The following is a 23,386-nucleotide window of genomic DNA, read 5'->3' on the forward strand; positions in this document are numbered from 1 at the left end:
GTCCGGGGCGTGGCCGTCACGCTGCCGCCCGAGGCCGAGCACCTGATGGGCCATTTCGACCAGGGTCCGGGACTGGTCAGTTCGGGCAGCGCGCTGCGCATCCCGCGGGTGCCGCTCAACCCCGGCGCGTACTACAAGCTCCTCGTTCTGCTCACCGGCGGACCGGTCGACAGCGACACCACCGTCCAGGGGGATGTCGAGGGCGGTGAGCTGCACGAGAACCACAGCGTCACGCCCGACGAGAAGCCCCCCGTGTTCGGCCTCTGGGCCCGCCGGGTGACCGGCCTCCTGAGCGCCTTCGTCATCGCGCTCGCGGCCCTCGCCCTGTGGCCCGACACTCCACCGCCGCCCGACTACTGCGAGAAGGGCACGCTCACGGTCACCGGCTCGACGGCGTTCGCGCCGGTCGCCGAGGAGCTGAAGCAGAAGTACGAGGAGCACTGCCCGGACGTGACGATCACGGTCAGCGCCCACGGCAGCCAGTCCGGCGTACGGGAACTCGCCCTCGGCGGCGCGCGGGGAACCGGGGCCGCCGGGCAGCCGGCCAAGGGGTCACCGGCCGTGGTCGCCTTCTCCGACGGGCCGCGCCCCGCGAGCTACACGCAGCTCAGCGAGAACCACGTCGCCGTCTCCCTCTTCACTCTCGTCGTCAACGACCGGATCCGGCTCAGGAACCTGCGGGTCGCCGACGTACGGCGCCTCTACCGCGGCGAGATCCGCTCCTGGGCCCAGCTCGGCGGCCCCGACCTGCCCGTCGTCCTGGTCAGCCGCACCTCGGGCTCCGGCACCCGCCGCGCGCTCCAGCCACTGCAAGCCGCTCGGTGACACCGACTGGAACGGTTCGGGCATGCACTGCAACTTCTCGACGAAATACATGCGCGAAGTCGGCGGCAAGGACTATTTCGAAGCGCTGATGGCGCAGTTCGAAAAGAACCTTGAAGCCCATATCGCCGTCTATGGTCCGGACAACCACATGCGCCTGACCGGCAAGCACGAAACGGCTCCGTGGAACAAGTTCTCCTACGGCGTTGCTGACCGTGGCGCCTCGATCCGCGTTCCGCATTCCTTCGTCAACAACGGTTACAAAGGCTATCTGGAAGACCGTCGCCCGAACAGCCAGGGCTGCCCCTACCAGATCGCCTCCCAGGTTCTGAAGACGATTTCGGAAGTCCCGACCGCAGCTTCGGCTGCCGCCTAAAGCCTTCAGGGGCTCACATCGAAGCCGCCGGCTGCAAACGCAGCCGGCGGCTTTTTTCGTCATTGGTACCCTCAAGCCTTATGCGCACTTCCGCGCGACTGGCAGAGGTCCCGATCATGGCGCGGTTCAGGATGGCAGACGGCGGTCATTGCCGGCCGCGGCCTCTATTCCGCGCGTCAGGCAGCGCCGGCGGGGTCGCCGACCGGCAGAAGAGCCGGTTCGAGCGGCGGGTCATTGGGGTTCTTGCTGTCGCCCGGATCCTTCACGGGCGGAACCGGCGGTTTTTCCTGGACGCGGTCGGGAATGCCGGGCGTCGGCGTCGGGCCGCGCGGAGTGTCTGTGTCCGGCGTCGGGATCGGATCGCGATTGGGCATGTCCTGTCTCCTTGGTTTTGGTCCTGCAAAGACAACTGATGCGCCGCCTCGATGTTCCCGACTGATTCCGCGGACGCCTTCCCGCCGAAATCCACCGAGAAGCAGCAGGCATCGCCGCATAGGGGCCATTTTCGATTCGACAATGGCATGATTTGCCGCTACGGCTGGTTAAACGATTAATCACCGCGTTTCTCGTTCAAACCGCAAGCCCCGTTCCAACTGCAAGCGTTATATCCGTGTCGCGCCAAACGCCTCGACTTGCCAGAATAGCTGATAGCCTGGGGGTTTCGACCGCCACGGTCTCCAACGCGCTGTCGGGCAAGGGAAGGGTCTCGCCGGAGCTTGCGGAACGCATTCGCGCAACGGCTGCCGAACTCGGCTATGTGCCCAGCCTTGCCGGGCGCGCCCTGCGCACCGGCCGCAGCGGCGTTTTGGGCCTGGTTCTTCCTGATATCGCCAACCCGCTTTTCCCGCAGATCGCCCAGGCTATCGAGAATGCGGCCGCCAAGGCCGGTTACGGCGTGCTCATCGCCGATTCCCGCGGGCAGATCGCCACCCAGACGCAGGCGATCGAGCGGCTGCTCGAGCGTGGTGTCGATGGTCTTGTCGTGGTGCCTCGTCGGGGCACGCGGATTGGGCAGCTCGGCTGCCCCGTCGCTGTCATCGACAGTCCGTCGACGCCGGGCAATACCGTTTCGGCCGACCATTGGGCCGGCGGCGCCGAGCTTGGCCGGCATCTCCTCTCTCTCGGTCATCGCCATGTGCTTCTGGTCGGCAACAGCCCGGCCTCGACGGTCCAGAACGACCGGATCGGTGGCATCAGGGCGGGGCTCGGCAAGGTCGTGGCGGAGACGATCTGGATCGAAGCGCTCGAAGATGCGGGCGGCAGGGGATGTTCGCTGGGTCTGGCCGATGCCGTGGCCCGCGGTGCCACGGCGGTCGCCACCGTCTCGGATCTGATCGCGCTGCGGGCGCTGACGGAATTGCACCATGCCGGTCTGGAAGTGCCACGCGATGTCAGCGTCACCGGCTTTGACGACCTGATCTGGTCCTCCGTCATCACTCCGGGCCTGACGACCGTGCGCATGGATGTGGCGACGATCGCCGAGCTTGCCGTGAATGCGCTGATGACGGCGATCGCGGCGCCGTCCCCCGCGGCGGCTTTGGACACCGAGACGACGCTGGCGGATGTGGCGCCGGGCGAGCGTGGCGGCCCGGGGCGCAGCCGGGTCGAGCGCGATGCCGTGGTCGCCGCGCAATCGAAAGTACCGATGGAACTGGTGGTTCGCCAATCCACCGGACCTGCAAGCCGTTCGCATAAGAAGACTGCAAATCTCACAGTAGGAGAACTGATACAATGAACAAGGTCATGCTCGCATCGGGCGTCGCCCTGATGCTCTCCATGGGCACCGCCCATACCGCGTTTGCGCAGGAAAAGACCCTGACGATCTCCGTCTATGCCCTGGCGCAGGACGAATACAAGAAGATCGTCTACACGCCGTTTGAAGAAAAATGCGGCTGCAAGCTGGTCGTCGAGACCGGCAACAGCGTCGAGCGCATTGCCAAGATGGATGCCAACAAGGCCAATCCGGTGGTCGACATGGCGGTCGTCTCGATGGCGGATGCCCTGTCGGCAGCGCGTGCCGGCCTGATCGACAAGATCGACACGTCGAAAATCGCCAGCTTCAACCAGCTCTACGACATCGCCAAGGATCCGAACGGCGACGGCATGAGCATCGGTTACACCTTCTACACCACCTCGATCGCCTACCGCACCGACAAGATGAAGATCGAAAGCTGGGCTGATCTCCTGAAGCCGGAATATGCCGCGCATATCGCATGGCCGAACGTCACCACCAACCAGGGTCCGCCGTCGCTCTATATGCTCGGCCAGGCGCTGGGCAAGGACACGCCGGATCTCGCCGCCCCGATCGAGGCGGTCGGTGAGGCCAAGGACGATATCGTCACCTTCTATGAAAAGTCGTCGCAGCTGGTGCAGCTGATGCAGCAGGAAGAAATCTGGGCTGCCCCGATCGGCCGCTTCACCTGGGCGCCCTTCACCAAGCTCGACATGCAGATCGCCTGGGCAACGCCCAAGGAAGGACAGACGGGCGGCATGAACGTGATGATCGTCACCAAGAACTCGAAGAACCGTGATCTCGCGCTGCAGTTCATGGATTTTTGGCTCTCGGCCGAGACCCAGGCAAAGCTGGCCGAAGCGCTGATCGACAGCCCCGCCAACAAGGAAGCCAAGGTTTCCGAGGCGGCCGCCAAGAACCTCACCTATGGCGAGGAAACGGCCAAGAGCCTGAAGCTGATCCCGTCTGCTGTGGCGCTCGACAACCGTGCCGGCTGGCTGAAGAGCTGGAACGAAAAGGCCGGACAGTAAGCTTGTGACCGGAGCAGATTGCTCCATGACCCTTTGCTCTCCTCCCGTTTGAGGGGGAAGGGATCTGCTCCGCTCGCCAGTCAATCGCCGCGAGCGGGGCATCGCAACATCCTGGTTCCCGCAGCCGGCGGGAAGAAGGGGCGCTCAGGCGGGGAAGGGCAATCCGCCCAGCCGTTGCGCCGGACACGAGACGACACGCAGGAAAGACCAAGAAATGTTCCAAAACAGGGCCGAGGCCCTCGCACTGGCAATGCCTGCCGCGCTGTTTGCAGCCGCGGTTTTCATTGCGCCAGTGGTGATCCTCCTCTCCGATGGTTTCAGGGCGCCTGGCGGCGGCTGGACGCTTTCCGCCTATACGGATTTCTTCTCAAGCCCGCTCAACCAGGCGGTGTTTTTGCGCACGCTGAAGCTCGGTGTGCTGGTCACCATCGTTGCGGCGGTTATCGGCTATGCGGCGGCATTCGCCATTGTCAGCCTCGAACCGGGTAAGAAGGGCAAGGTTACGGGCCTGATCGTGCTGCCGCTGATGATCTCGCCCGTCGCGCGTACCTATGCGTGGATCGTCATTCTTGGCCGCACCGGTATCGTCAACCAGGCGTTTCAGGCGCTCGGGGTCAGCGAAGCGCCGCTGCGCATCCTGTTTTCGGAAACTGCCATCTTTATCGGCCTTCTGCAGCTCTTCCTGCCGCTGATGATCATCTCGTTGATCTCGGCGCTGGAAAACATGCCGAAGGATGCCATTCCGGCGGCCCGCGTTCTTGGCGCCAACTGGTTCCAGGTGTTCTGGAAGGTCATCCTGCCGCTGACCAAGGAAGGTGTGGTCATCGGCGGTACGCTGGTCTTCACCGGCTGCCTCACCGCCTATATCACGCCCGCCATTCTCGGCGGCTCCAAGGTGCTGATGCTGGAAACCCTGCTTTACCAGCAGGTCACGGTTTCGAACAACTTTGTCGCCGCCAGCGTCATCGCGCTGATCCTCATCGTCATGAGCTTTGCCGCCAACATTCTGCTGAAACGTGTCGCCACCGCGCGCAACAAAAACCGGAGTGCTGCGTGATGATGGCCCGTAACCTCTTCATTCCGATCACGCTCGGTCTGGTCATCACCTTTCTGATCGGCCCGTTCCTGATCATCGTCGCCGCGTCGTTTTCGGGTGGCGAAACGCTGGCCTTTCCGCCGCAGGGCTTTTCGCTGCGCTGGATCGCAAAAGTGTTCACCGTCGAAAGTTTCCGCGACAGTTTTTACATGTCGATGTTCCTGGCGATCGGCGGCACGATCGCGGCACTGATCCTCGGCATTCCGGCCTCCTATGCGCTGTCGCGCTACAAGCTGCCGGGGGGTGAAACCATCCGCACCATCGTCTCGGCGCCGATCATCGTGCCCGGCATCATCGTCGGCCTGTCGCTGTTGCGCTACATCGTCGTGCCGTTTCAGGTCGGCATCACGCTGGCACTGTTTCTCGCGCATACGGCGCTGATCCTGCCTTATGCGGTGCGCGTCGTCTCCGCCAGCCTCGGCAACCTGCGCTCGGATATCGAGGAGGCGGCGGTCCTGCTCGGCTCGTCACGGCTTGGCGCCTTCTTCCGTGTGGTGCTGCCGAACATCCGCGGCGGCATCATGTCCGCCTTCATTCTCGGCTTCGTCACCTCGTTCAATCAGGTGCCGGTCTCGCTGTTTCTCTCGGGTCCCGGCGTGCGCACGCTGCCGGTCGACATGATCGCCTATATGGAAATCGTCTTCGACCCCTCCGTCGCCGCGCTCTCCGCGCTGCTCGCCTTCATGTCCATCGGCATTGTTTTCCTTGCCGAACGTTTTCTGGGGTTCTCCCGTTATGTCTGATCCAAACTTCCTTACCCTCGAAAACCTGACGCTTGCCTATGGCGACACCGTTGCCGTCAAGGACTTGAACCTCACCATCGGCAAGGGCGAACTCGTCGCTTTCCTCGGGCCATCGGGCTGCGGCAAGACCACGACCATGCGCGCCATCGCCGGCCTTTTGTCGCCGGCTTCGGGCCATGTGAAGCTGGATGGCGCCGATATCACCCGCGTGTCGGCCAACAAGCGCAATGTCGGCCTGATGTTCCAGTCCTATGCGCTCTTCCCGCACCTGTCGGTCTATGAAAACGTCGCCTTCGGCCTGCGCCTGAAAAAGACGCCGGCGGCTGAACTCGATAAACGCGTCCGCGCCGGCATCACCTCCGTTGGCCTGACCGATTATGCCGACCGCAAGCCGGGTGAACTGTCCGGTGGTCAGCAGCAGCGCGTGGCGCTTGCCCGTTCGATGGTGATGGAGCCAAAGGTTCTGCTGCTCGACGAGCCGCTTTCCAACCTCGATGCCCGCCTGCGGCTCGACATGCGCTCCGAACTGCAGCGCGTGCAGAAGGAGACCGGCGTGACGATGATCTTCGTCACCCATGATCAGGGCGAGGCGCTTTCTCTGGCTGATCGCATTGTCGTGATGAAGCGCGGCGCGATCGAACAGATCGGATCCCCAGAAGATATTTATAATCGCCCCACTTCCGCCTTCGTTGCGGATTTCGTTGGCTTCGAGAATATTTTCGAACTTTCCGACGGACGACTGCTGACCCCAAAGGGTCCGGTCGAACTTTCCGGACCGGTCCCGGTAGCGGCGGGACTGGCCTGGCGACCGCGCATGGTCACCCTGGGCTCAGGTCCTTTCCAGGGAACCGTGCGCGGTGCATCCTTTGCCGGCAACAGCCGCGAATACCTGCTCGATACGCCGCTCGGGGCCATCAAGGCCGAAGTCGATGCCGCGCTGCCGTCGCATGAACTGGGCGCCGAGCTGGCCTTTGACCTGCCGGCAGGCGCCGCTGCGCAATTGCGCAGATACGCGTAACGGACGGGCTGGCACATGGGTATGTGGATCGATACCGATATGGGCTTTGACGACATCGCCGCCATCATGGTGGTGGATGCCGCAGCCCGTTCGCGGCCCGAGCTCGTCATTGACGGCGTCTCGCTGGTGGTCGGCAATGCGCCGCTTGAGCGGGTGACGCGCAATGCTGCGGGTGCCGCGCAGGTTTTTGGCTGGCGTTTTCCCGTCCATGCCGGGCGTGCGCTGCCGGTGCTCGGCAAGCTCGAAACCGCGACCGCGATCCTCAGCGATCACGGCATGCCGACATCGGGTCAACGGCTGCCGGACGTGGTGGTGCCGGCCATGGCCGATGCTTTCAATGCCCTGTGCCGATGGCTGGAAGGTGAGGGCCCCAAACGCATTCTGGCGCTTGGGCCGCTGACCAATATTGCCGCGCTGGCACTTGCCCGGCCTGACCTTGCGGCACGTATCACCGATATTGTCTGGATGGGAGGCGCGGTGACGGTCGGCAATCACACGGCATCGGCGGAATTCAACGCTTTTGCCGATCCAGAAGCCGTCGCCATCGTGCTTGCCCACGCCATTCCGTTCAAGATGGTCGATCTCGATCTGTGCCGCCAGGTTCTCGCAGCACCGTCGGATGTCGAGCCGGTACGCATGGCGGGAGGACGCAATGCCGCCCTGATCGCCGATCTTCTGGACGGGTTCATCGCGATTGCCACCAGCCGCGGACGGGCCGCGATGGCGCTCTATGACGCGGTGGCTGCCGTCGCCTTCATCGACGACGACCTCGTCGCCTGGAGGCCGGCGCGCATCGATGTCGAACTCTCCGGGACCTTTACACGGGGGCGCACCGTCGTGGAGACGCGATCCGGCAAGGCGGAATTCAATGCCGCCTATGCGGCGACAATTGCGGTCGACCGGGCGCGGTCGATCATTCTGGAAACGTTGCGACTGGAGGGAAGCCGTTGAACGAGATCATTGTCAACGTCCACAAATTCATCGATCCCGACCTGCGCAGCCGCGCCATTGCCGCGGCCCGCGGCGATGCCGCTTTCGACATCCTCATTACCGGCGGCACGCTGGTCGATGTGATGACCGAGGAGCGCCGCCAGGCCGATATCGGTATCATCGGCCCGCTGATCGCGAGCGTCCATGCGCCGGGCCGCCGTTCGGATGCCGCCCGGATCATCGATGCCGCGGGTGCCTTCATCACCCCGGGTCTGATCGACACGCATATGCATATCGAAAGCTCGATGGTGACGCCGGCCACCTATGCTGCGGCTGTCATCCCGCGCGGCGTCACGACCATCGTCTGGGACCCGCATGAATTCGGCAATGTCCATGGCGTCGACGGCGTCCGTTGGGCTGTCGAAGCGATCAAGCAACTGCCGCTGCGCTCCGTCGTGATGGCGCCGTCCTGCGTGCCGTCTGCACCCGGCATCGAGACGGCCGGCGCCGATTTCGATGCCTCGGTCATCGAGGAACTGCTGCTGTGGCCGAAGATCGGCGGCCTTGCCGAAGTGATGAACATGCGCGACGTGGTGAGCCGTGAACCGCGCATGGCGGCCATCATGCAGGCCGCGCTTGCTTCAGAAAAACTTATCTGCGGACATGCCCGCGGCCTGACCGGCGGCGATCTTGCAGCCTTCATGCTGGCCGGCGTGACCTCCGATCACGAACTGACCTCCGCCGACGACCTGATGGAAAAACTGCGCGCCGGCCTGACGATCGAGTTGCGCGGGTCCCATGATCACCTTCTGCCGGAATTCGTCGAGGCGCTGAACACGCTCGGCCGTCTGCCGTCCTCCGTGACCCTGTGCACCGACGATGTCTTCCCGGACGATCTGGTAAAGGGCGGTGGTCTGGATGATGTCGTGCGCCGTCTGGTGCGTTACGGCCTCAAACCCGAATGGGCCCTGAAGGCAGCCACCATCAACGCCGCCAACCGTCTCGACCGCGCCGATCTCGGCCTGATCGCTGCCGGTCGCCGCGCCGATATCGTCATTTTCGAGGATCTCGTCGATTTCCGCGCCCGCCATGTGTTCGCAAGCGGTACCGAGGTGGCGAAGGATGGGGCGATGACGGTGGCAACGCCGCTGATCGACACTGGTCCGCTGATGGATTCGGTGAAGCTGTCGTCCCTCTCCGAAAACGATTTCCGCGTCGCCTCCAATGGCGAAAGGGTCAAGCTTGCGGTCATCGACCGTCCGCGCTTCACGCAATGGGCCGAGGCCGAGGCCGACGTCCTCGATGGTTACGTCGTGCCACCCGAAGGCACGACGATGATCGCCGTCACGCATCGCCACGGCGTCGCGGAAACCTCGACCAAGGTCGGCTTCCTCGGCAATTGGGGGCATTGGCGCGGTGCGTTTGCGACGACGGTTGCCCATGACAGCCATAACCTGACGGTGTTCGGCGGCAATGCGGCCGACATGGCAGTGGCGGCCAATGCGGTCATCAAGGCGGGCGGCGGCCTGGCCGTTGCCGCGCAGGGCAAGATTATCGCCATTCTGCCATTGCCGCTCTCCGGCCTCGTATCGGATGCTCCGCTCGAAGATGTCGCCGGCGGTTTTGCCGCGGTGCGTGCCGCCATGGATACGATCGTCGAATGGCAGCCACCCTATCTCGTCTTCAAGGCCTGCTTCGGGGCCACGCTGGCCTGCAATGCCGGGCCTCACCTGACGGACCGGGGCATCGCCGACGTCGTCACCGGTCAGTTGCTGAAAACGCCTATTGTCGAGACCCTACGCTGAGGCCTTTGCCGGCATAGGGCGGCAGGGCCGGTCGCTGGTGTGATCTTCGTAGCCTTCGGAACCGATCGCGAAATCGAGCGATCTCGGAACCAAGTTTTCCGCCGGCATGTTATCCTGTCTGAAACGGCAGGAGGACCCGTCATGCAGGACCAGACCGGAATGCAGGATCGAGACGCCCACAGGGCCGGTCGGGAGCCGGATATCGCGCGCAGCTGCGGGACGGGTGAAGCGCCCCATCATGGCCGCGATCCGATCACGGCCGATCTGCGTCGGGCGAAAAAGCAGTTCGAGGGCGACAGGCCAGCCGGTCATGTCAGCCACGTCGTCGATGCCGGCGATTCCGGCGGCTATGTCAGCCCTTACGAGATCGACATGGACGATGGCGACGGCGATGATCCGGCGGGCCGTCAGCCCGGCGGGCCGAGGGATGAGGCGGAGTGACCGCCGCCTCCGCCTTTCAGCCCGTTTTCCCCGCCAGTCGCCCGGCCAGTGCGGCAATCCGCTCCATGGCGGTCGCCAGAATATCGTCTGGCACGGTCAGCGAAATGCGCAGGAAGCCGGCGGCCTGATCGCCGAAAGACGTGCCGGGCATGACGGCGACCTTTTCCGCGCGCAGCAGTTCCCAGGCGAATTCCTCGCCGCCCATGCCGGTCGCCGTGACATCGAGCAGGATGAACATCCCGCCTTCAGGCAGCATCGGTTTGACCAGATTGCTGCCGGCAAAGCTCTGCGCGACAATTTCGGCGCGGCGGGCATAGTTGCCGCGCATCACGTCGGCCGTTTCGAAACGACGCGAAAGCGCCACCGCCGTCATGTCGGAAATGAAGGGCTGCACGCCGAACAGCATTGTTTCGGAAACCGGCAGAACCTTTTCGCAGAATTCTTCCGGGCCGGCTGCCCAACCGCTGCGAAAACCCGGCGCCGCATGCGACTTCGAAATCGAGGAGACGGCGATCGTACGGTCCGCCAGTTCCGGAATATCGAAGGGCGAGGCGAACTTGACGCCATCGAAAATCAGCTCTTCGTAGACTTCGTCCGAGACGATCCAGAGGTCGTGCCTGCGGCAGACATCGCCGATGGCGGCGATTTCCGCCTCGGTCAGCACGGCGCCGGTTGGATTATGCGGCGTGTTGAGCAGGAGCACGCGGGCTTCCGGAGTGATCGCCCGTTCCAGATCGGCAGCCTGGAGATGGAACTTCTTTTCCGGGCGCAGCGGCACCGGGATCATGTGTGCGCCGGTCGAAGCGATCACGCCCTCATAGGTCGCGTAAAGCGGATCGCCGACCAGCACGCCGTCGCCGCGTTCCACAAGCCCGGTCATGACGCCGTAAAGCGCAGTCTGGGTGCCGGGAAAGCAGAGGAAATTGCGTTCCGTCACGCCGGGGCGGCGCTTGGCATATTTTTCGACCAGCGCCTTCAGCACGCCCGGTTCTCCGCGTCCGTTGGAATAGCGGGTACGGCCGGCATACATGGCACGCGACGCCTCGTCGAGCAGCGCCTGGTCGGGCGCCAGGTCCGGCTCTCCAATCGTGAGTTCGATAATGTCCTCGCCGGCCGCCTTCATGCGTCGCGCGTTGGTATGCAGGGCCCAGCGACCCGAGCCGAGATGGGCGAGGCGGTCGGTGATGGAGGCATAACGCATCAGATGTCTTTCTCGGTTGGGGGTGTATTGCCCAGAGCGCGCGGGGCCGGCACGCCCTCTGTCTGCACCGAAAGCGCGCCGGATTTCAAGCCGAGCAGCGCTTCGACGGCGCGAAAGGCAAGTGTCGGCAATTCGCCTTCCGCGAAAAGATCGTTGGCCAGCGTCGCTTCCAGCCACAGCCCGTCCAGAAGGCCGGTCATGGCGACCGTATGGTGACGGCAGCGAGGAAGATCTTCCGGCCGTCCGTTTTCGGTGAAGAAGTCCTTCAACAGGTTTTCGAGCGCGGTCAGGATGGCAGTATAATGTTCGCGGTGAATGGCGGCAAAGACGGGATCATGCGGGATGTGGCCGATAAACGCCGCCCAGAGCGACAGCATGCGCGGATCGGTGACCGTCGCGGAATGGTTGGCGTCGATGAAGCGGCCGAGCCGCCCCCTCGCGGTGCCGGCACTGTTTGCCGCGGCAATGGAGCCCGACGTCATCGCCATCATCATCTGACGATAGGCGGCCTGCATCATCTGATCCTTGCTTTCGAAATAATGCCGGATCAGTCCGCCGGTCACGCCGGCACGCGCCGCGATCTGGCGCACGGTCGCGCCCTGTATGCCGAATTCCGCGATACAGTCGAGCGTCGCGGCGATCAGGTCTTCGCGCCGCTCCGCCTCGCTGGCGCGATGAAAGGTGCGCCGGCTCATGCGCTCACCGTCAGCCGGCCTTTTGCCGCAGGATGGGACGCGTCAGGCAGGTTGGCCCACCCTCGCAGGCAATGCACAGCGCATCGGCCTCGAATGTCTCCACCGTGCAGCCATGTGCTTCCATCGCGGTTTTGGTGTCGGGAAAACCGCTGACCATGATGACATGGTTCGGCGCCACGGGCAGAACGTTGAGGTTGAGGCCGTTGCTGGCGGCAAAATCCGCGTCCGGCGCGTGGATCAGCGTGTAACCCCGCTCGCGCAGCAGCATATAGAAGGCGGCGGGCATCAGTGGCGCGTGAACGAGCGCCAGTTTGGGCGCAAGCGGGCTCATCACCGACATTAGGTGGAGGCAGGCGTCCTCGCCCTGCCAGAGCGGCAGATCGAAACCGAGAACGGTAACGCCGATCCGGCCGAGAATGTCTCGCATCTGTTCGATGCCGGCCTGGTTGGACCGTACCCCGCGGCCGATCGCCAGTGTCTCGTGATCGACCCAGATGCAATCGCCGCCTTCGACCGTGCCTGGCGCCTCGATGCGGCCGAGGATCGGAATGCCGGCATCGCCATAGGTCTTCTCGTGCAGGCCCGGTTCGGCAGCCCTCAGCGGTTTGCCCATGCGCAGGATGACCGCCCCGTGGTCGGTCATCAGCGACGGGTCATGGGTGAACATGGCGTCGGCCAAGCCGTCCCCGGCATCCTCGATCCACAAAACCTCCGCACCGGATTTTTCCACCAGCGCCGCAAAGGCCTGGTGCTGTACTATAGCCTTTTGCGCGTCGAAGGTCGGCCCATAATGCCATTTTGCCGCATCGGCGCCGATGAGGCTTTCGCCCGGCCGACGCATCATGACGCGCAACAATCGTTCCGACATGACCTGGCAGCCGTAATCGCTCATCGGGCACCCCTGGAAAGCTGTGGGTTGATCGGTCGGGAACCGGGCAAAAGCCCGGACAACCCGGTCACCGGCTTATTATACGCTTGAGTAATTTTTGGACAAGTGCATAACTTGCATCAAAATCGGGCTGCAATTCCAGCAAGTAGTCTTTGAAACATGCGCTGGGGGAACATGTCAGAACAGCAGATCGGGTAGCAGAAGCCCGGCGGTGACGGTGTGAATGAGTGATACGGCGCAAGCCATCGAGGTTCGTGACCTCCACAAGCGGTTTGGCCCGCTCGAAGTTCTCAAGGGCGTGTCCCTGACGGCCGGCCAGGGCGATGTCATCGCCATTATCGGCGGCTCCGGCTCCGGCAAATCGACGCTCCTGCGGTGCATCAACATGCTGGAACTGCCGAGCGCCGGTTCGGTGACGGTGCATGGCGAAGAAATCCTCATGAAGTCCGACGGCAGCGGCGGCCTGATGCCGGCCAATCGCAAACAGGTGCAGCGCATCCGCAGCCAGCTTGGCATGGTGTTCCAGAGCTTCAATCTCTGGCAGCACATGACGGTCTTGCAAAACGTCATCGAGGTGCCGGTCCATGTGCTCAAGCAGCCGAGGGACGAGGCCATCGCCCTTGCCGAAAGCCTGCTCAAGCGCGTCGGTCTTTATGAAAAGCGCGATGTCTACCCAGCCTTCATGTCCGGTGGCCAGCAGCAGCGCGCGGCGATTGCGCGGGCGCTCGCCATTCAGCCGCTGGTCATGCTGTTCGACGAGCCGACATCGGCACTTGATCCCGAACTGGTGGGCGAGGTGCTGACCGTTATCGGCGATCTGGCGCGCGAGAAGCGGACCATGATCCTCGTGACGCATGAGATGAAATTCGCCCGTCAGGTCGCCAGCCATGTGGTGTTCCTGCATGACGGCATCATCGAGGAACAGGGGTCGCCCCAGGCGATTTTCGAGGATCCGCAATCGGAGCGGCTGAAGAAGTTCATCAGCTCCATTCATTGAAGAACGAAAAACTGCGATTGAAAAAGGGGAAAATCATGAAGAGCATTTTGAAAACCGTTGCGCTCGCAGCGCTGGTCGGGGTCGCCTCGTTCGGTGCCGCTTCGGCCGAACCGATCAAGATGGGCGTTGCCGCCGAGCCCTATCCGCCGTTCACCTCGCCGGATGCCAGCGGCAAGTGGATCGGCTGGGAAGTCGACCTGATGAACGCCGTCTGCGCGCAGGCCAAGCTGGAATGCGTTGTCACGCCGATCGCCTGGGACGGCCTCATCCCCGCGCTTACCAGCAAGAAGATCGATGCCATCATGTCGTCCATGTCGATCACCGACGAACGCCTGAAGACGATCGACTTTTCCGATAAATACTACAACACGCCGGCTTCGCTCGCCGGTCCGAAGGATGCTACGTTCACGCCCGATGCCGCCGGTCTCAAGGACAAGATCCTTGCTGTGCAGGTGTCCACCATCCACGCCGAATATGCCCAGAAGCATTTCAAGGACACGGTAAGCGAGATCAAGGAATACCAGACGCTCGACGAAGCCAATAACGATCTCGCCGCCGGTCGCGTCGATGCCGTCTTTGCCGACGCGATCACGCTTGACGCCTTCCTCACCTCGGAACAGGGCAAGGCCTGCTGCGACAAGAAAGGCGATGTCGCCGACGACCCGGCGGTTCTGGGCGCCGGCATCGGCTTTGGCTTGCGCAAGGGCGACACCGAGCTGAAGGACAAGCTCAATGCCGGCATCAAGGCCATCCGTGCCGACGGCACCTATGAGAAGTTCTCCAAGAACTATTTCGACTTCGACGTCTACGGCAAGTAATGGATGACATGGATACGGTTCCGGCGCCTTGCCGGAACCGTCCTGCCCGGACCTTTTTTGCGCTGATCTCTCCTGACGGAGCTGTTATTTCATGGATCTGAGCCTGCTTGCTCTTTCTCCCCCGGGATGGGGCGGCGTGCTGCTGGCCGGTCTTGTCAGTTCCCTGCAGCTTGCGGTCGGCGGCTATCTGTTGGGGCTCGTCATCGGCATAGGCGGCGCTTCCGGCAAGCTTTACGGCGGCCCGATCCTTCGCGACCTTCTGGAAATCTATACGACACTGGTGCGCGCCATTCCCGAACTGGTGCTGATCCTGCTTCTCTATTATGCCGGCACCGATCTGGTGAACCAGGCAGCCGCGCTGCTTGGCCTGCCAGCCATGGATATCAGCGGTCTTGCCGCCGGCATTTTCGTCATCGGCGTGGTCCAGGGAGCCTATTCCACGGAGGTCCTGCGCGGCGCCATCAAGGCCATTCCGGCCGGACAGATCGAGGCGGCGCGCGCCTATGGCATGTCGCCGTTCATGACGCTGCGCCGCATCACCCTGCCGGCCATGCTGCCCTATGCCGTCCCGGGACTTTCCAATCTCTGGTTGATCGCCACCAAGGATACGGCGCTCCTGGCCGTTGTCGGCTTCACCGAACTGACACTGGCGACCCGACAGGCGGCCGGCACGACCAAGCATTACATGACCTTCTTTCTGGCGGCCATGGCGCTCTATCTCGCCGTCACGCTCCTGTCCAACCTTGTCATCGGCATGATCGAAAAGCGGTCGCGCCGCGGCATGGCGCGGGAGGCATGAGACGATGAGGGACGAGGTCACCATCATGCCCGCCTACACGCCGCCGAAAGCCCGCAGCCTGCTGGAGCCGCATCGGCTGCTGCTGATGGCGGTGTTTCTCGCCATCGTCGTCTGCGCGGTCGTCTTCATGCGCTGGGACTGGCTGCCGAAATACCAGGATCGTCTTATCGCCGGGGTCTGGCAAACGCTGGTTCTGCTGGTCACGACCTCGTTTGTCGGCTTTCTGCTGGCCGTGCCGCTCGGCCTGGTTCAGGTCACCGGTCCAAGGCCGTTGAAATGGTTCGCCCAGGGTTTTTGCACGATCATCCGCGGCACGCCGCTGCTCTTGCAGCTCTGGCTGATCTATTACGGGCTCGGTGCGGTTCTGGCGCAATATCCCGAAGTGCGGTCGTCCTTCGCGTGGCCCTATTTGCGGCAGGCGTGGCCGTACGGGTTCGTGGCGCTGGTGCTGTCGTTTGCCGCCTACGAGGGCGAAGTCATGCGCGGTGCCTTTGCCGGCGTGCCACGCGGAGAACTGGAGGCGGCGCGCGCCTTCGGCATGGGACGTTTTACCCTGTTTCGCCGCATCTGGCTGCCGCGTGCCATCCATCGCTCGCTGCCGACACTGACCGGCGAGACCGTGCTGCAGCTGAAATCGACGCCGCTTGTCGCAACCATCACGGTGGTCGATGCCTATTCGGTGATCACAAAGGTCAGGGCGGACACGTTCCTCACCTATGAGCCGCTGCTGCTGCTGGCGGCGATCTATGTGGTTCTGACCGGCATTCTGGTCATTGGCTTCCGATTCCTCGAAAACCGGATCCCCAGCCGCGGCGCCTGACAGGAGCTGCATCCGCCAAGGCTGCGACGGAACGACCGTGCCCCCAGTCGGTTTTCACCTTGCCCCATGGGCGAAGGCTAAAACCGCAAGGAGATGCAGATGGCCCTCAAAGCACTGGCCCTGAACGGAAGTTTGAAGACAAGCGGAAATGACCCGTCCTCGACGGAGCGCATGTTGCAGCTCGTGGCGGATGCGCTTGGCGCGTTCGACGTCGAAACGGAGACGCTGCGGCTCGCCGATCACGACATCAAGCCCGGCGTGACCTCAGACGAAGGTCCGGGCGACGCCTGGCCCGAGATCCGCCGCAGGATTCTGGCGGCCGATATCCTCATCCTGGGAACGCCGATCTGGCTCGGCCAACCTTCCAGCGTCACAAAGCGCGCACTTGAGCGAATGGACGCGTTTCTGGAGGAAACCGACGAACAAGGCCGGATGGTTTCCTATGGCAAGGTCGCCGTTGTCGCGGTCGTCGGCAATGAGGACGGGGCGCATCATGTATCGGCCGAGCTGTTTCAGGCGCTGAACGATGTCGGCTTTACCATCCCTGCCAATGCGGTCGCCTACTGGGTGGGAGAGGCGATGGGCAGCACGAATTTCGTCGATCTCGAGCAGGTGCCGGATGTCGTGACCGGGACGATCGACATGCTGGCCCGCAACGCTGCGCATCTCGCCGCCCTTTTGAAGGAGCGGCAATATCCCGGCGAGGCGTGAGAGGAAAAAGAATGGCGCTTCCCTCGTGTGAGGGAAGCGCCAGATGGGGAGGTATCCATGACGCACCGCCACGGTTGGGCGTAGCGGTACATGTCTTCAACCGCCGTCTGCGTATTTGGTTCCCGCGCTCTAGAAATCGACGGTTGCCAGCAACGGCAGATGGTCGGAGGCAAGCCGGGTCATCGGGGTCGAGACCGCCTGCGCCTCGACGATCTTCGGACCATCGGATACGAAAACATGGTCGAGCCGCAGCAGCGGAAAACGCGAGGGGAAGCTTCGGCTGGCCAGTTTGCCGGTCTCTGCGCTTATATCGCGCATCGTGGCGGTAAGGCGCTGGTAGGCCGGGGAGGAGGGGATGGAGTTGAAATCTCCCATCAGAAGCCTGGGCTTGCCGAGGGCATCCGGATGGCTGATCCATTCCGGCCCGGTCAGGATCGCGGATTGGCGCAGGCGTTCGCGCCGAAACAGGCCAAGATGGGTGTTGAATACCTGCAGCGGCCGACCGTCAATGTCGATTTCAGTCCAGATCGCCCCGCGCGGTTCGCCATAAGAGGGCAGCGCATCGGCCTTGACCAGCCGCAGCGGAAAGGCAGTCAGAATGGCATCGCCGTAATGCTCGTCCTCGACCTTCAGTGCCGGATGAAAGTGAAAATGCATTTTCAGAAGGGAGGCGATGACATGGGCCTGGTCTATGCTGCCGCTGCGCCTGCGTCCGACATCGAGTTCCTGAAGGCCGATAATGTCCGGCTCAAGCCCGGCAATGACGTCGGCGATCCGCGCAGGGTCAAGCTTCCGGTCGGTACCGATGCAGGAATGGACGTTATAGCTGAGAATCTTCAGGCGTCGGGTCGGCGCTTTGGCGGGCGTCGGCACTGAAATTTGCGGGCGGTCGTTCATGAGGCATGGAACACCGCAGGCAGGCTTTTCGTTCCGCCTGCACGCTTGAAAACCAATGCCGAACAGACAGGGAGCATGCCGCGGGTGAAGCGCCATTTATTCAGGATCCTCGTTGCGCTTGCCGTCTGCATCGCCGCCTATCTCGTCTACCGGGCGCTGGGGCGCTACAGCCTTGCCGATATCCGTGCGTCGATGAGTGCGATCCCGGCGGCGCGGATGGCTGGCGGCCTCGCCTTCGTCATCGCCTCCTATATCTGCCTGACATGGTTCGACATGCTGGCGCTGCGCTATGTCGGACGGCCGCTCGCCTATCGCCGTGCGGCGCTGGCATCCTTCACGGCTCTGTCCATCGGCCACAATATCGGTGTCGCGGCGCTGTCGAGCGGCACCGTGCGTTACCGCTTCTACACGCGCTGGGGGCTGAACGGCGAACAGGTGGCAAAGATCATTCTGTTCTGCGGTGTCACGGTCGCGCTCGGCCTCGTCACTCTGGCCGGGCTCGCCCTGCTGTTGCAGCCGGGTGGCGGCATCGACCTGCTCGATCTCGGTGACGATGCGAAACGGATGCTCGGCCTCGTTCTCTTGGCGGCACCGCTTCTCTATCTCGGTTTCTGCGCGCGGGTGCGGCGACCGCTTCGGCTGCGCTCCTGGCGGCTCGAGCCGCCCTCGGTCGGGCTGGCTCTTGGCCAGATCGCAGTCGGCACCGCCAATTTCGCCTGCGTCGCCGCAGCGCTCTACCAGCTGATGACGGCATTTACTGCCGCCGGCTATCTGGATGTGGCGGCCGCCTATGTCACGGCGATGCTGGCGGCCATCATCAGCCATGTCCCGGGCGGTCTCGGCGTGCTGGAAGCGGCCATGCTTGGGCTGATGCCGGCCAGCGCTTCGATCGGCGCGCTAGTCGTCTTTCGGGCGCTCTACTATTTCCTGCCGCTGTTGCTCGGCGTGCCGCTGCTCATTGCCAGCGAAGCCTATTACCGGCGTCGTGGTGGGCGCCTACCGCAGCAGGCCGAGGGTAAGCCGCGACAGGCTTAGGCGCAGCACCGATCGCACCTGCTGATAGGGCCAGAAGGGCCGCTTGGGATCGGCAAGACTGGTTCCCAGCACCGAATCCGTCTCGCCCTTGGTGATATCGACCGTGAAGGGCCGCAGACCGCGGCTTCCGTCGTTGAAGCGGTCGATCGTCGCCAGCATAGAGCCGGTCTCGGCCATGGCGGCGGAGATTGCCGGACGGTCCGCGCCCATATGTTCGGCCAGCAGGTCGTCGCGAAGGTCGGTAATGGCCCGGCGGCCCTCGGCGCTGATCGGTTCGAAGGCGAGATCGGATTCGGTATCCAGCCCTTCCGAGCGGTGATTGAGATTGGAAGAACCGATGCGCAGCAGCCGGTCGTCGATGACGATCAGCTTGGAATGGACGATGATCTCGCGTTCCAGCCCATTCCCATCGGCGGTAACGGCAAAATACACGCGCAATCGATTGAAGCGGTCGGCGCGTTTAAGCCCCCGGATCAGCCGGTTGCGGTTGTTGCCCATCATGACCTTTTCAAGGAAGCCATGCGATTCCCGGGTTACAAGGATGACGATCTCGGGCCCATCCTCCTCCTGCAGACGCGCCGCGATCGTGCGGGCGACGCCAAACGAGGCGAGATACTGGGATTCGAGATAGATGTGGCGTTTGGCGGCACGCAGCGCATCATGGGTCAGCCGTATCGACTCGCGATGGCCGCGTTTGCCATGCCAGCGCCACGGCATGGTAAGCGCAAGACCGGTCGGGCAATCGGTGAGCGCGGGCTCCAGGTCCTGCGGCCACAACGCCTGCGCATGGTCTGCGGGCGGGGGATCCTGGGCGACGACTTCGCCCGTCGCCCGTTTCCAGCGCTTGCGCGCCGCTTCCCCGACATTTGCCGCAGCATCGCCGCAGACCACCGCCTGCATGTCGTGCACCGGCCCATAGGGCTTGCCGTCCGGCGATACACGCAGAGGCTCGTCGATGGCATGTTCGCGCGTGTCCCAGCGCCGCGACGTCAGGTCGATGCCACCGAGAAAGGCCACCGCGTCGTCGACGCAGACGATCTTCTGGTGATGGCTGGCGCGCATCGGATGGCGAAAATCGAAGCGCAGCGACATGCGTTCATGCGTGTGCCATTCCATCGGGCTGAACATACGGAAACTCTTGCCCGAATAGACGGGTCCCATGCCCCAGACCAGAATGCGCACGGTAAGGTCGGGCTCTTCCTCGACCCGACGGCGCAAAAGTCCGCCGATCGTGGGGCTGTCGGGATCGCCCGGCCGCAGCAGGATGTCAGGGTTGAAATCCCAGCCGACGATGAAGATCGACCGTTTCGCCTTGAGGATGACCTGTTCGAGACGGCGGTAATAATCGGCGCCGTCGATCAGGAAGGCGGCCTTTCGCGCAATCGCTGTGCGCCAGGCATTTCGGCCATGCCGGATGATCGCCCCCGCTGCCTCGGTGCGGGATTGGTTACTGGTCTTTTGCATGGAATACACTTGGTCACGCCCCAAAATCCGTCGTGGCCATAAACGCGCAGGCATGAGGCTGGTTCCCTCAAAGGGTCGCCGCCGCATGCTTTTATACGTGCAATTTCCTAGAGTTGTGTCGAATGCAGCGGCGGTGCATCGCTTTCGTCCGGGTTGGGCAGCGGCACCTCGTCGGGAAGGCGATCGGGTTCCGGTTCCTCGATCGGCGGTTCCGGTGTCCAGGTCGGGGCCGGCATCGGCGGCTGTTCGCTGGGTTCGCGCGGATCAGGCATGAAATCTTCCTTCGTCTCTTTTGCGGAGCCATTTCGGAAACCGGAAAGGGCGGGGAAGGTTCCCCACTGCCGGCAGATCTTTTCGGAACCGCCTCGCTATTGCCACCGTTATCGTCCTGATTGTGCAGCCCGAACAGATCAAGGGAGAGGTTGAGCGATGACCCATGTCCAAGATCACTTCAATATCTGGCTCCGCGATGCATTTGCAGCCGAGGGCCAGTCGATCACCATGCTGACCAATCAGGCCAAACGCATCCAGAACTACCCGGACCTCAAGGCGCGGGTGGAGGACCATCTGGCCGAAACCCAGACGCAGCAGGAGCGCCTGCGCGCTCTGCTGGAGCGCACGGCCGGGCCGCCACTCATCCGCACCGTGGCGGGGCGGCTCAGCACCGCGGCGCAGGGCATCAGCGGCATGCTGGCCGGCGACGAGGTCATCAAGGGTGCGATGTCGACCTATATTTTCGAACAGGGCGAGATTGCCAGCTATCAGGTCCTGCTCGCCGCTGCCGATGAACTCGGCGATACGCAGGCACAGGATGTGCTTTCCGCCATCATGGAGCAGGAGGTGGCGATGGCCGCCTGGCTGCACGATCATCTCGACGTCCTGACGCGCATCTACCTCATGCGCGACGAGCGCGACCTGCAGGCCAAGCGCTGACGCGGCACTGACGAAAAGCCGCCACTCGAAAGGGCTGGCGGCTGCGATCTTAAGTTTCGGCGAAGTTCAGACGGTCAGCGCGCGCTCGATGTCGATCCGCGTGCGCGCACCCTTCTGGTAGGATAGGATGATACGGGCCGCGAGATCGTGGGCGGCAAGACTGTTGCCGTCAAAACCCTGCTCGGTGCGGACGTCGTCATAGAATTTCTGCAGGAATGCCAGCTCGACCGGATCGAGCGTCGGATATGCCATGGATGAATACATGTTTCTGCCTCCACAGGGGGGGCGAAAGCTGTCGAGGCCCAGTATCGGCCTGCTCTTCCAGTCGCGGCCGCCCTTGTTCGTCCTGGCCGGCGATGGGGCAAGCCTACGCTTTTGAAGGTCCATTGCAAGGCAAATCGCCCCGCCGGTTCTCAACCTGCCGTGATCGCTCGTTTATCACATGTCAGGCGGCAAGCGGCTGCGGGCGCACGTTCCGGAGATAGACGAAAAGACCGAAAACGAGCGCCAGGCCGATGCCGATGACGGCCCCGGCAACCCCGCCACCGGCAACCAGCAGGGGCGTGGCCGGCGGCCAGCTGCGCGTCTTCGGGGGAACGGGATTGGAAATGACCCGGACATTGCTGGTATCGATTTCCTGGCGTTCGCTGATCTGGTTCGTGCGGGTGAGATAGGTCTCGTACACCGCAGCCCTTGCGCGCGCATCGCGTTCCAGATCGCGCAGCCGCACCTGGGCATCATTGTTGGTAAAGACGGTGGCGCGTTCCGCATCGGAGCGACCGCGCAGGGCGGTCAGCGTCGTGCGGGCCTGATCGCTTTCCTGCTTTGCCTGCTGAAGGATGCGTTCGGCTTCTTCGTTGATGGCCTGTTCCAGCGTGGCGCGCTCCGACTGCATGGCGACCAGGCGCGGATGGCGGCTGCCATAGGTGCGTGTCATCGCGCCGATCTGCTGTTCCAGCGCGGTGAAATTCCCGCGCATCGTCGTCATCGCGGCGGAATCGAAAATCGTCGCGCTGGCGGTGCGGCGGTCGGCAACGGCCGCGCGCATCTGGTTGTAGCGGGTTTCAGCCTGGATCAGGCGCTGCTGGGCATCGAGCACTTGGGTATCGAGCGCGCTGGAGATGCGGCTGCTGGTCAGCTCGCCGGCACTCGATTGCAGCTTGTTGTCGCGCTTGAACTGCTCGACCTGTTCTTCCGCCTTCGTCACGGAAGCGCGCAATTCATCCAGCCGCGCATTGATGCTGGCGGCGATACGGCCGGCGCTTTCGGAGGAAGATTCGAACAGCTGCGCCTGAAAGGCTTCGACAACCGCATTGGAGAGGCGAATGGATTTTTCCGGATCGGAGGTCCAGACCGATAGAACGACGACGAAGGAGCGTTCCTCGCGGGTCGCCTTGATGCGTTCCTCGAGCATGCGTTGCACGGCCAGTTCGCGGGTCTCCTGGGTGGCATCGGTCGTGCCGCCGCCAAACAGCGAGGAAAGCAGGCTGGGCTTGAAGAATTCCGCATCCTCGGTCAGCTTCATGTTGCGGATGACCTGCCGCAGGACATTGCCCGAGGTCATGACCCGAATTTTGCTGTCCACTTCGAGAAGCTGCGAATCCCGCTGTGGATTGACCGCCGTCAGATCGTCCGGGGTGACGTTGAAATTCGAAGGATCGACGATGAGGTCGGTATAGACGGTGTAGCGCGGAGTGGCGGTGCTAGCATAGCCGAACGCGATCACGGCCCCCAGAACGGCCATGCCCAGGATGATCGGCAGTCCCCGTTGCAGCCAGTGTAGGACGTGACCGATACCAATGCGCGTCACGCTTTGCCACTGCGCCTGCAGCCGGGCTTCCAGCGCAGCCGAAGCATCGTCGTCCTGACGGATGCGGGCACCGGAAGCCTGCCCGGCGTTCGGCAGGATCGCTTCGGCGCTCTGCTCGGCCTGGGCGCTGCTGCGATAGACAGGCTTGATCGGTCGCCCCGGGCTTTCGGCGCCGTGCTGATCCATCTCGTCGAGAAGCGAGCCGTTTGACGGCGCGGAGGGGCGCGAGGCGTCTGCCCGCCTTGTTCGACAACTGTCTTCGGACGCGTTGGGGCGAAACATATCCATTCTCCATCCCGCACGGCACGGCCGCGGGGAGAATT

The 23,386-nt window shown here is 63.3% G+C and carries 25 protein-coding genes and 1 pseudogene; 17 read left to right on the forward strand and 9 right to left on the reverse strand.

What is annotated here, in order from left to right:
* Window positions 1-45: 45 nt before the first annotated feature.
* Together ACQKKX_RS00005 and ACQKKX_RS00010 are read left to right on the forward strand one after the other, a co-directional pair.
* Complete coding sequence (locus ACQKKX_RS00005; RefSeq protein WP_427569295.1) at window positions 46-825, forward strand: substrate-binding domain-containing protein; 780 nt, start codon at window positions 46-48, stop codon at window positions 823-825.
* Window positions 806-1,198, forward strand: a pseudogene (locus ACQKKX_RS00010) (glutamine synthetase); the annotation flags it as partial. The gene ACQKKX_RS00005 and the pseudogene ACQKKX_RS00010, both read left to right, overlap by 20 nt.
* A 176-nt stretch (window positions 1,199-1,374) precedes the next feature.
* Here ACQKKX_RS00010 and ACQKKX_RS00015 read toward each other — a convergent pair.
* A complete protein-coding gene (locus tag ACQKKX_RS00015) occupies window positions 1,375-1,572 on the reverse strand; it encodes a hypothetical protein (RefSeq protein ID WP_427567614.1) in 198 nt (65 codons plus the stop codon).
* Window positions 1,573-1,802: 230 nt separating this feature from the next.
* On the opposite strand from ACQKKX_RS00015, the gene ACQKKX_RS00020 reads away from it, so the two are divergent.
* The 8 genes from ACQKKX_RS00020 to ACQKKX_RS00055 all read left to right on the forward strand — a co-directional run bounded on the left by ACQKKX_RS00020 (window position 1,803) and on the right by ACQKKX_RS00055 (window position 9,994).
* Window positions 1,803-2,933 carry a LacI family DNA-binding transcriptional regulator gene (locus ACQKKX_RS00020; protein WP_427569296.1) on the forward strand — a complete coding sequence of 377 codons (1,131 nt, stop codon included), beginning with the start codon at window positions 1,803-1,805 and terminating at the stop codon, window positions 2,931-2,933.
* Window positions 2,930-3,961, forward strand: a complete 1,032-nt coding sequence (locus ACQKKX_RS00025) for an ABC transporter substrate-binding protein (RefSeq protein WP_427567616.1) — start codon at window positions 2,930-2,932, stop codon at window positions 3,959-3,961. The genes ACQKKX_RS00020 and ACQKKX_RS00025 overlap by 4 nt, the downstream gene beginning before the upstream one ends.
* Before the next feature lie 214 nt (window positions 3,962-4,175).
* On the forward strand, window positions 4,176-5,018 hold the full coding sequence (locus ACQKKX_RS00030) for an ABC transporter permease (protein ID WP_427567619.1): 843 nt from the start codon (window positions 4,176-4,178) through the stop codon (window positions 5,016-5,018).
* A 2-nt stretch (window positions 5,019-5,020) separates the two neighbouring features.
* Window positions 5,021-5,800, forward strand: coding sequence for an ABC transporter permease (locus tag ACQKKX_RS00035; RefSeq protein WP_427569297.1), 780 nt, complete (start codon window positions 5,021-5,023; stop codon window positions 5,798-5,800).
* Window positions 5,793-6,818: an ABC transporter ATP-binding protein gene (locus ACQKKX_RS00040; protein WP_427567620.1), complete on the forward strand. Its 1,026-nt coding sequence runs from the start codon at window positions 5,793-5,795 to the stop codon at window positions 6,816-6,818. Before ACQKKX_RS00035 ends, ACQKKX_RS00040 begins: the two co-directional genes overlap by 8 nt.
* A 15-nt stretch (window positions 6,819-6,833) precedes the next feature.
* Window positions 6,834-7,769, forward strand: coding sequence for a nucleoside hydrolase (locus tag ACQKKX_RS00045; RefSeq protein ID WP_427567623.1), 936 nt, complete (start codon window positions 6,834-6,836; stop codon window positions 7,767-7,769).
* Window positions 7,766-9,553: an adenine deaminase gene (locus ACQKKX_RS00050; RefSeq protein WP_427567625.1), complete on the forward strand. Its 1,788-nt coding sequence runs from the start codon at window positions 7,766-7,768 to the stop codon at window positions 9,551-9,553. Before ACQKKX_RS00045 ends, ACQKKX_RS00050 begins: the two co-directional genes overlap by 4 nt.
* Before the next feature lie 141 nt (window positions 9,554-9,694).
* Window positions 9,695-9,994 carry a hypothetical protein gene (locus ACQKKX_RS00055; RefSeq protein ID WP_427567627.1) on the forward strand — a complete coding sequence of 100 codons (300 nt, stop codon included), beginning with the start codon at window positions 9,695-9,697 and terminating at the stop codon, window positions 9,992-9,994.
* A gap of 16 nt (window positions 9,995-10,010) precedes the next feature.
* On the opposite strand, the gene ACQKKX_RS00060 is transcribed toward ACQKKX_RS00055, so the two are convergent.
* The 3 genes from ACQKKX_RS00060 to ACQKKX_RS00070 are packed head-to-tail and all read right to left on the reverse strand — an operon-like array spanning window position 10,011 to window position 12,782.
* The gene (locus ACQKKX_RS00060; protein ID WP_427567629.1) at window positions 10,011-11,195 is read right to left on the reverse strand and encodes a pyridoxal phosphate-dependent aminotransferase; all 1,185 of its coding nucleotides are present in this window, start codon (window positions 11,193-11,195) and stop codon (window positions 10,011-10,013) included.
* Window positions 11,195-11,890: a TetR/AcrR family transcriptional regulator gene (locus tag ACQKKX_RS00065; RefSeq protein ID WP_427567632.1), complete on the reverse strand. Its 696-nt coding sequence runs from the start codon at window positions 11,888-11,890 to the stop codon at window positions 11,195-11,197. Before ACQKKX_RS00065 ends, ACQKKX_RS00060 begins: the two co-directional genes overlap by 1 nt.
* Window positions 11,891-11,900: 10 nt before the next feature.
* The gene (locus tag ACQKKX_RS00070; protein WP_427567634.1) at window positions 11,901-12,782 is read right to left on the reverse strand and encodes a dimethylarginine dimethylaminohydrolase family protein; all 882 of its coding nucleotides are present in this window, start codon (window positions 12,780-12,782) and stop codon (window positions 11,901-11,903) included.
* A 220-nt stretch (window positions 12,783-13,002) separates the two neighbouring features.
* Between ACQKKX_RS00070 and ACQKKX_RS00075 the strand changes: the two genes are divergently transcribed.
* The 5 genes from ACQKKX_RS00075 to ACQKKX_RS00095 all read left to right on the forward strand — a co-directional run bounded on the left by ACQKKX_RS00075 (window position 13,003) and on the right by ACQKKX_RS00095 (window position 16,924).
* Entirely contained in the window at window positions 13,003-13,776 is a 774-nt protein-coding gene (locus ACQKKX_RS00075; RefSeq protein WP_427567636.1) for an ABC transporter ATP-binding protein, read from the forward strand.
* Between the two features lie 35 nt (window positions 13,777-13,811).
* Entirely contained in the window at window positions 13,812-14,594 is a 783-nt protein-coding gene (locus tag ACQKKX_RS00080; protein ID WP_427567638.1) for a transporter substrate-binding domain-containing protein, read from the forward strand.
* Window positions 14,595-14,685: 91 nt separating this feature from the next.
* Window positions 14,686-15,393: an ABC transporter permease gene (locus ACQKKX_RS00085; protein ID WP_427567640.1), complete on the forward strand. Its 708-nt coding sequence runs from the start codon at window positions 14,686-14,688 to the stop codon at window positions 15,391-15,393.
* A gap of 4 nt (window positions 15,394-15,397) precedes the next feature.
* Window positions 15,398-16,213 (forward strand): ABC transporter permease, encoded by an 816-nt coding sequence (locus tag ACQKKX_RS00090; protein ID WP_427567642.1) that lies wholly within the window; start codon window positions 15,398-15,400, stop codon window positions 16,211-16,213.
* A 99-nt stretch (window positions 16,214-16,312) separates the two neighbouring features.
* Entirely contained in the window at window positions 16,313-16,924 is a 612-nt protein-coding gene (locus ACQKKX_RS00095; protein ID WP_427567644.1) for a flavodoxin family protein, read from the forward strand.
* 129 nt (window positions 16,925-17,053) lie between these two features.
* Here the strand turns inward: ACQKKX_RS00095 and ACQKKX_RS00100 are convergent, their stop codons facing one another.
* The gene (locus ACQKKX_RS00100) at window positions 17,054-17,821 is read right to left on the reverse strand and encodes an endonuclease/exonuclease/phosphatase family protein (protein ID WP_427567646.1); all 768 of its coding nucleotides are present in this window, start codon (window positions 17,819-17,821) and stop codon (window positions 17,054-17,056) included.
* Between the two features lie 75 nt (window positions 17,822-17,896).
* Here ACQKKX_RS00100 and ACQKKX_RS00105 point away from each other — a divergent pair, with 75 nt between their 5' ends.
* Window positions 17,897-18,856: a UPF0104 family protein gene (locus ACQKKX_RS00105; RefSeq protein ID WP_427567648.1), complete on the forward strand. Its 960-nt coding sequence runs from the start codon at window positions 17,897-17,899 to the stop codon at window positions 18,854-18,856.
* Here the strand turns inward: ACQKKX_RS00105 and ACQKKX_RS00110 are convergent.
* Window positions 18,818-20,320 (reverse strand): phospholipase D-like domain-containing protein, encoded by a 1,503-nt coding sequence (locus ACQKKX_RS00110; protein ID WP_427567650.1) that lies wholly within the window; start codon window positions 20,318-20,320, stop codon window positions 18,818-18,820. The two genes, ACQKKX_RS00105 and ACQKKX_RS00110, sit on opposite strands and share 39 nt — an antisense overlap.
* A gap of 107 nt (window positions 20,321-20,427) precedes the next feature.
* The gene (locus ACQKKX_RS00115) at window positions 20,428-20,592 is read right to left on the reverse strand and encodes a hypothetical protein (RefSeq protein WP_427567652.1); all 165 of its coding nucleotides are present in this window, start codon (window positions 20,590-20,592) and stop codon (window positions 20,428-20,430) included.
* A 157-nt stretch (window positions 20,593-20,749) separates the two neighbouring features.
* Here ACQKKX_RS00115 and ACQKKX_RS00120 point away from each other — a divergent pair, with 157 nt between their 5' ends.
* Window positions 20,750-21,253: a ferritin-like domain-containing protein gene (locus ACQKKX_RS00120; RefSeq protein WP_427567654.1), complete on the forward strand. Its 504-nt coding sequence runs from the start codon at window positions 20,750-20,752 to the stop codon at window positions 21,251-21,253.
* 66 nt (window positions 21,254-21,319) lie between these two features.
* Here the strand turns inward: ACQKKX_RS00120 and ACQKKX_RS00125 are convergent, their stop codons facing one another.
* Window positions 21,320-21,517, reverse strand: a complete 198-nt coding sequence (locus tag ACQKKX_RS00125) for a hypothetical protein (RefSeq protein ID WP_427567656.1) — start codon at window positions 21,515-21,517, stop codon at window positions 21,320-21,322.
* A 181-nt stretch (window positions 21,518-21,698) separates the two neighbouring features.
* Window positions 21,699-23,345, reverse strand: coding sequence for a GumC family protein (locus tag ACQKKX_RS00130; RefSeq protein WP_427567657.1), 1,647 nt, complete (start codon window positions 23,343-23,345; stop codon window positions 21,699-21,701).
* Window positions 23,346-23,386 lie beyond the last annotated feature (41 nt).

The organism is Neorhizobium sp. NPDC001467, assembly GCF_050275975.1.
GTDB lineage: Bacteria > Pseudomonadota > Alphaproteobacteria > Rhizobiales > Rhizobiaceae > Neorhizobium.

Bases quoted from the DNA above. Each gene is read 5' to 3' on its own strand.
- ACQKKX_RS00005 (WP_427569295.1), top strand. From the start codon at position 46: ATGGGCCATTTCGACCAGGGTCCGGGACTGGTCAGTTCGGGCAGCGCG.
- ACQKKX_RS00015 (WP_427567614.1), bottom strand. From the start codon at position 1,572: ATGCCCAATCGCGATCCGATCCCGACGCCGGACACAGACACTCCGCGC.
- ACQKKX_RS00025 (WP_427567616.1), top strand. From the start codon at position 2,930: ATGAACAAGGTCATGCTCGCATCGGGCGTCGCCCTGATGCTCTCCATG.
- ACQKKX_RS00030 (WP_427567619.1), top strand. From the start codon at position 4,176: ATGTTCCAAAACAGGGCCGAGGCCCTCGCACTGGCAATGCCTGCCGCG.
- ACQKKX_RS00035 (WP_427569297.1), top strand. From the start codon at position 5,021: ATGGCCCGTAACCTCTTCATTCCGATCACGCTCGGTCTGGTCATCACC.
- ACQKKX_RS00040 (WP_427567620.1), top strand. From the start codon at position 5,793: ATGTCTGATCCAAACTTCCTTACCCTCGAAAACCTGACGCTTGCCTAT.
- ACQKKX_RS00045 (WP_427567623.1), top strand. From the start codon at position 6,834: ATGGGTATGTGGATCGATACCGATATGGGCTTTGACGACATCGCCGCC.
- ACQKKX_RS00055 (WP_427567627.1), top strand. From the start codon at position 9,695: ATGCAGGACCAGACCGGAATGCAGGATCGAGACGCCCACAGGGCCGGT.
- ACQKKX_RS00060 (WP_427567629.1), bottom strand. From the start codon at position 11,195: ATGCGTTATGCCTCCATCACCGACCGCCTCGCCCATCTCGGCTCGGGT.
- ACQKKX_RS00065 (WP_427567632.1), bottom strand. From the start codon at position 11,890: ATGAGCCGGCGCACCTTTCATCGCGCCAGCGAGGCGGAGCGGCGCGAA.
- ACQKKX_RS00070 (WP_427567634.1), bottom strand. From the start codon at position 12,782: ATGAGCGATTACGGCTGCCAGGTCATGTCGGAACGATTGTTGCGCGTC.
- ACQKKX_RS00075 (WP_427567636.1), top strand. From the start codon at position 13,003: ATGAGTGATACGGCGCAAGCCATCGAGGTTCGTGACCTCCACAAGCGG.
- ACQKKX_RS00080 (WP_427567638.1), top strand. From the start codon at position 13,812: ATGAAGAGCATTTTGAAAACCGTTGCGCTCGCAGCGCTGGTCGGGGTC.
- ACQKKX_RS00085 (WP_427567640.1), top strand. From the start codon at position 14,686: ATGGATCTGAGCCTGCTTGCTCTTTCTCCCCCGGGATGGGGCGGCGTG.
- ACQKKX_RS00090 (WP_427567642.1), top strand. From the start codon at position 15,398: ATGAGGGACGAGGTCACCATCATGCCCGCCTACACGCCGCCGAAAGCC.
- ACQKKX_RS00095 (WP_427567644.1), top strand. From the start codon at position 16,313: ATGGCCCTCAAAGCACTGGCCCTGAACGGAAGTTTGAAGACAAGCGGA.
- ACQKKX_RS00100 (WP_427567646.1), bottom strand. From the start codon at position 17,821: ATGAACGACCGCCCGCAAATTTCAGTGCCGACGCCCGCCAAAGCGCCG.
- ACQKKX_RS00105 (WP_427567648.1), top strand. From the start codon at position 17,897: ATGCCGCGGGTGAAGCGCCATTTATTCAGGATCCTCGTTGCGCTTGCC.
- ACQKKX_RS00110 (WP_427567650.1), bottom strand. From the start codon at position 20,320: ATGCAAAAGACCAGTAACCAATCCCGCACCGAGGCAGCGGGGGCGATC.
- ACQKKX_RS00115 (WP_427567652.1), bottom strand. From the start codon at position 20,592: ATGCCTGATCCGCGCGAACCCAGCGAACAGCCGCCGATGCCGGCCCCG.
- ACQKKX_RS00120 (WP_427567654.1), top strand. From the start codon at position 20,750: ATGACCCATGTCCAAGATCACTTCAATATCTGGCTCCGCGATGCATTT.
- ACQKKX_RS00125 (WP_427567656.1), bottom strand. From the start codon at position 21,517: ATGTATTCATCCATGGCATATCCGACGCTCGATCCGGTCGAGCTGGCA.
- ACQKKX_RS00130 (WP_427567657.1), bottom strand. From the start codon at position 23,345: ATGTTTCGCCCCAACGCGTCCGAAGACAGTTGTCGAACAAGGCGGGCA.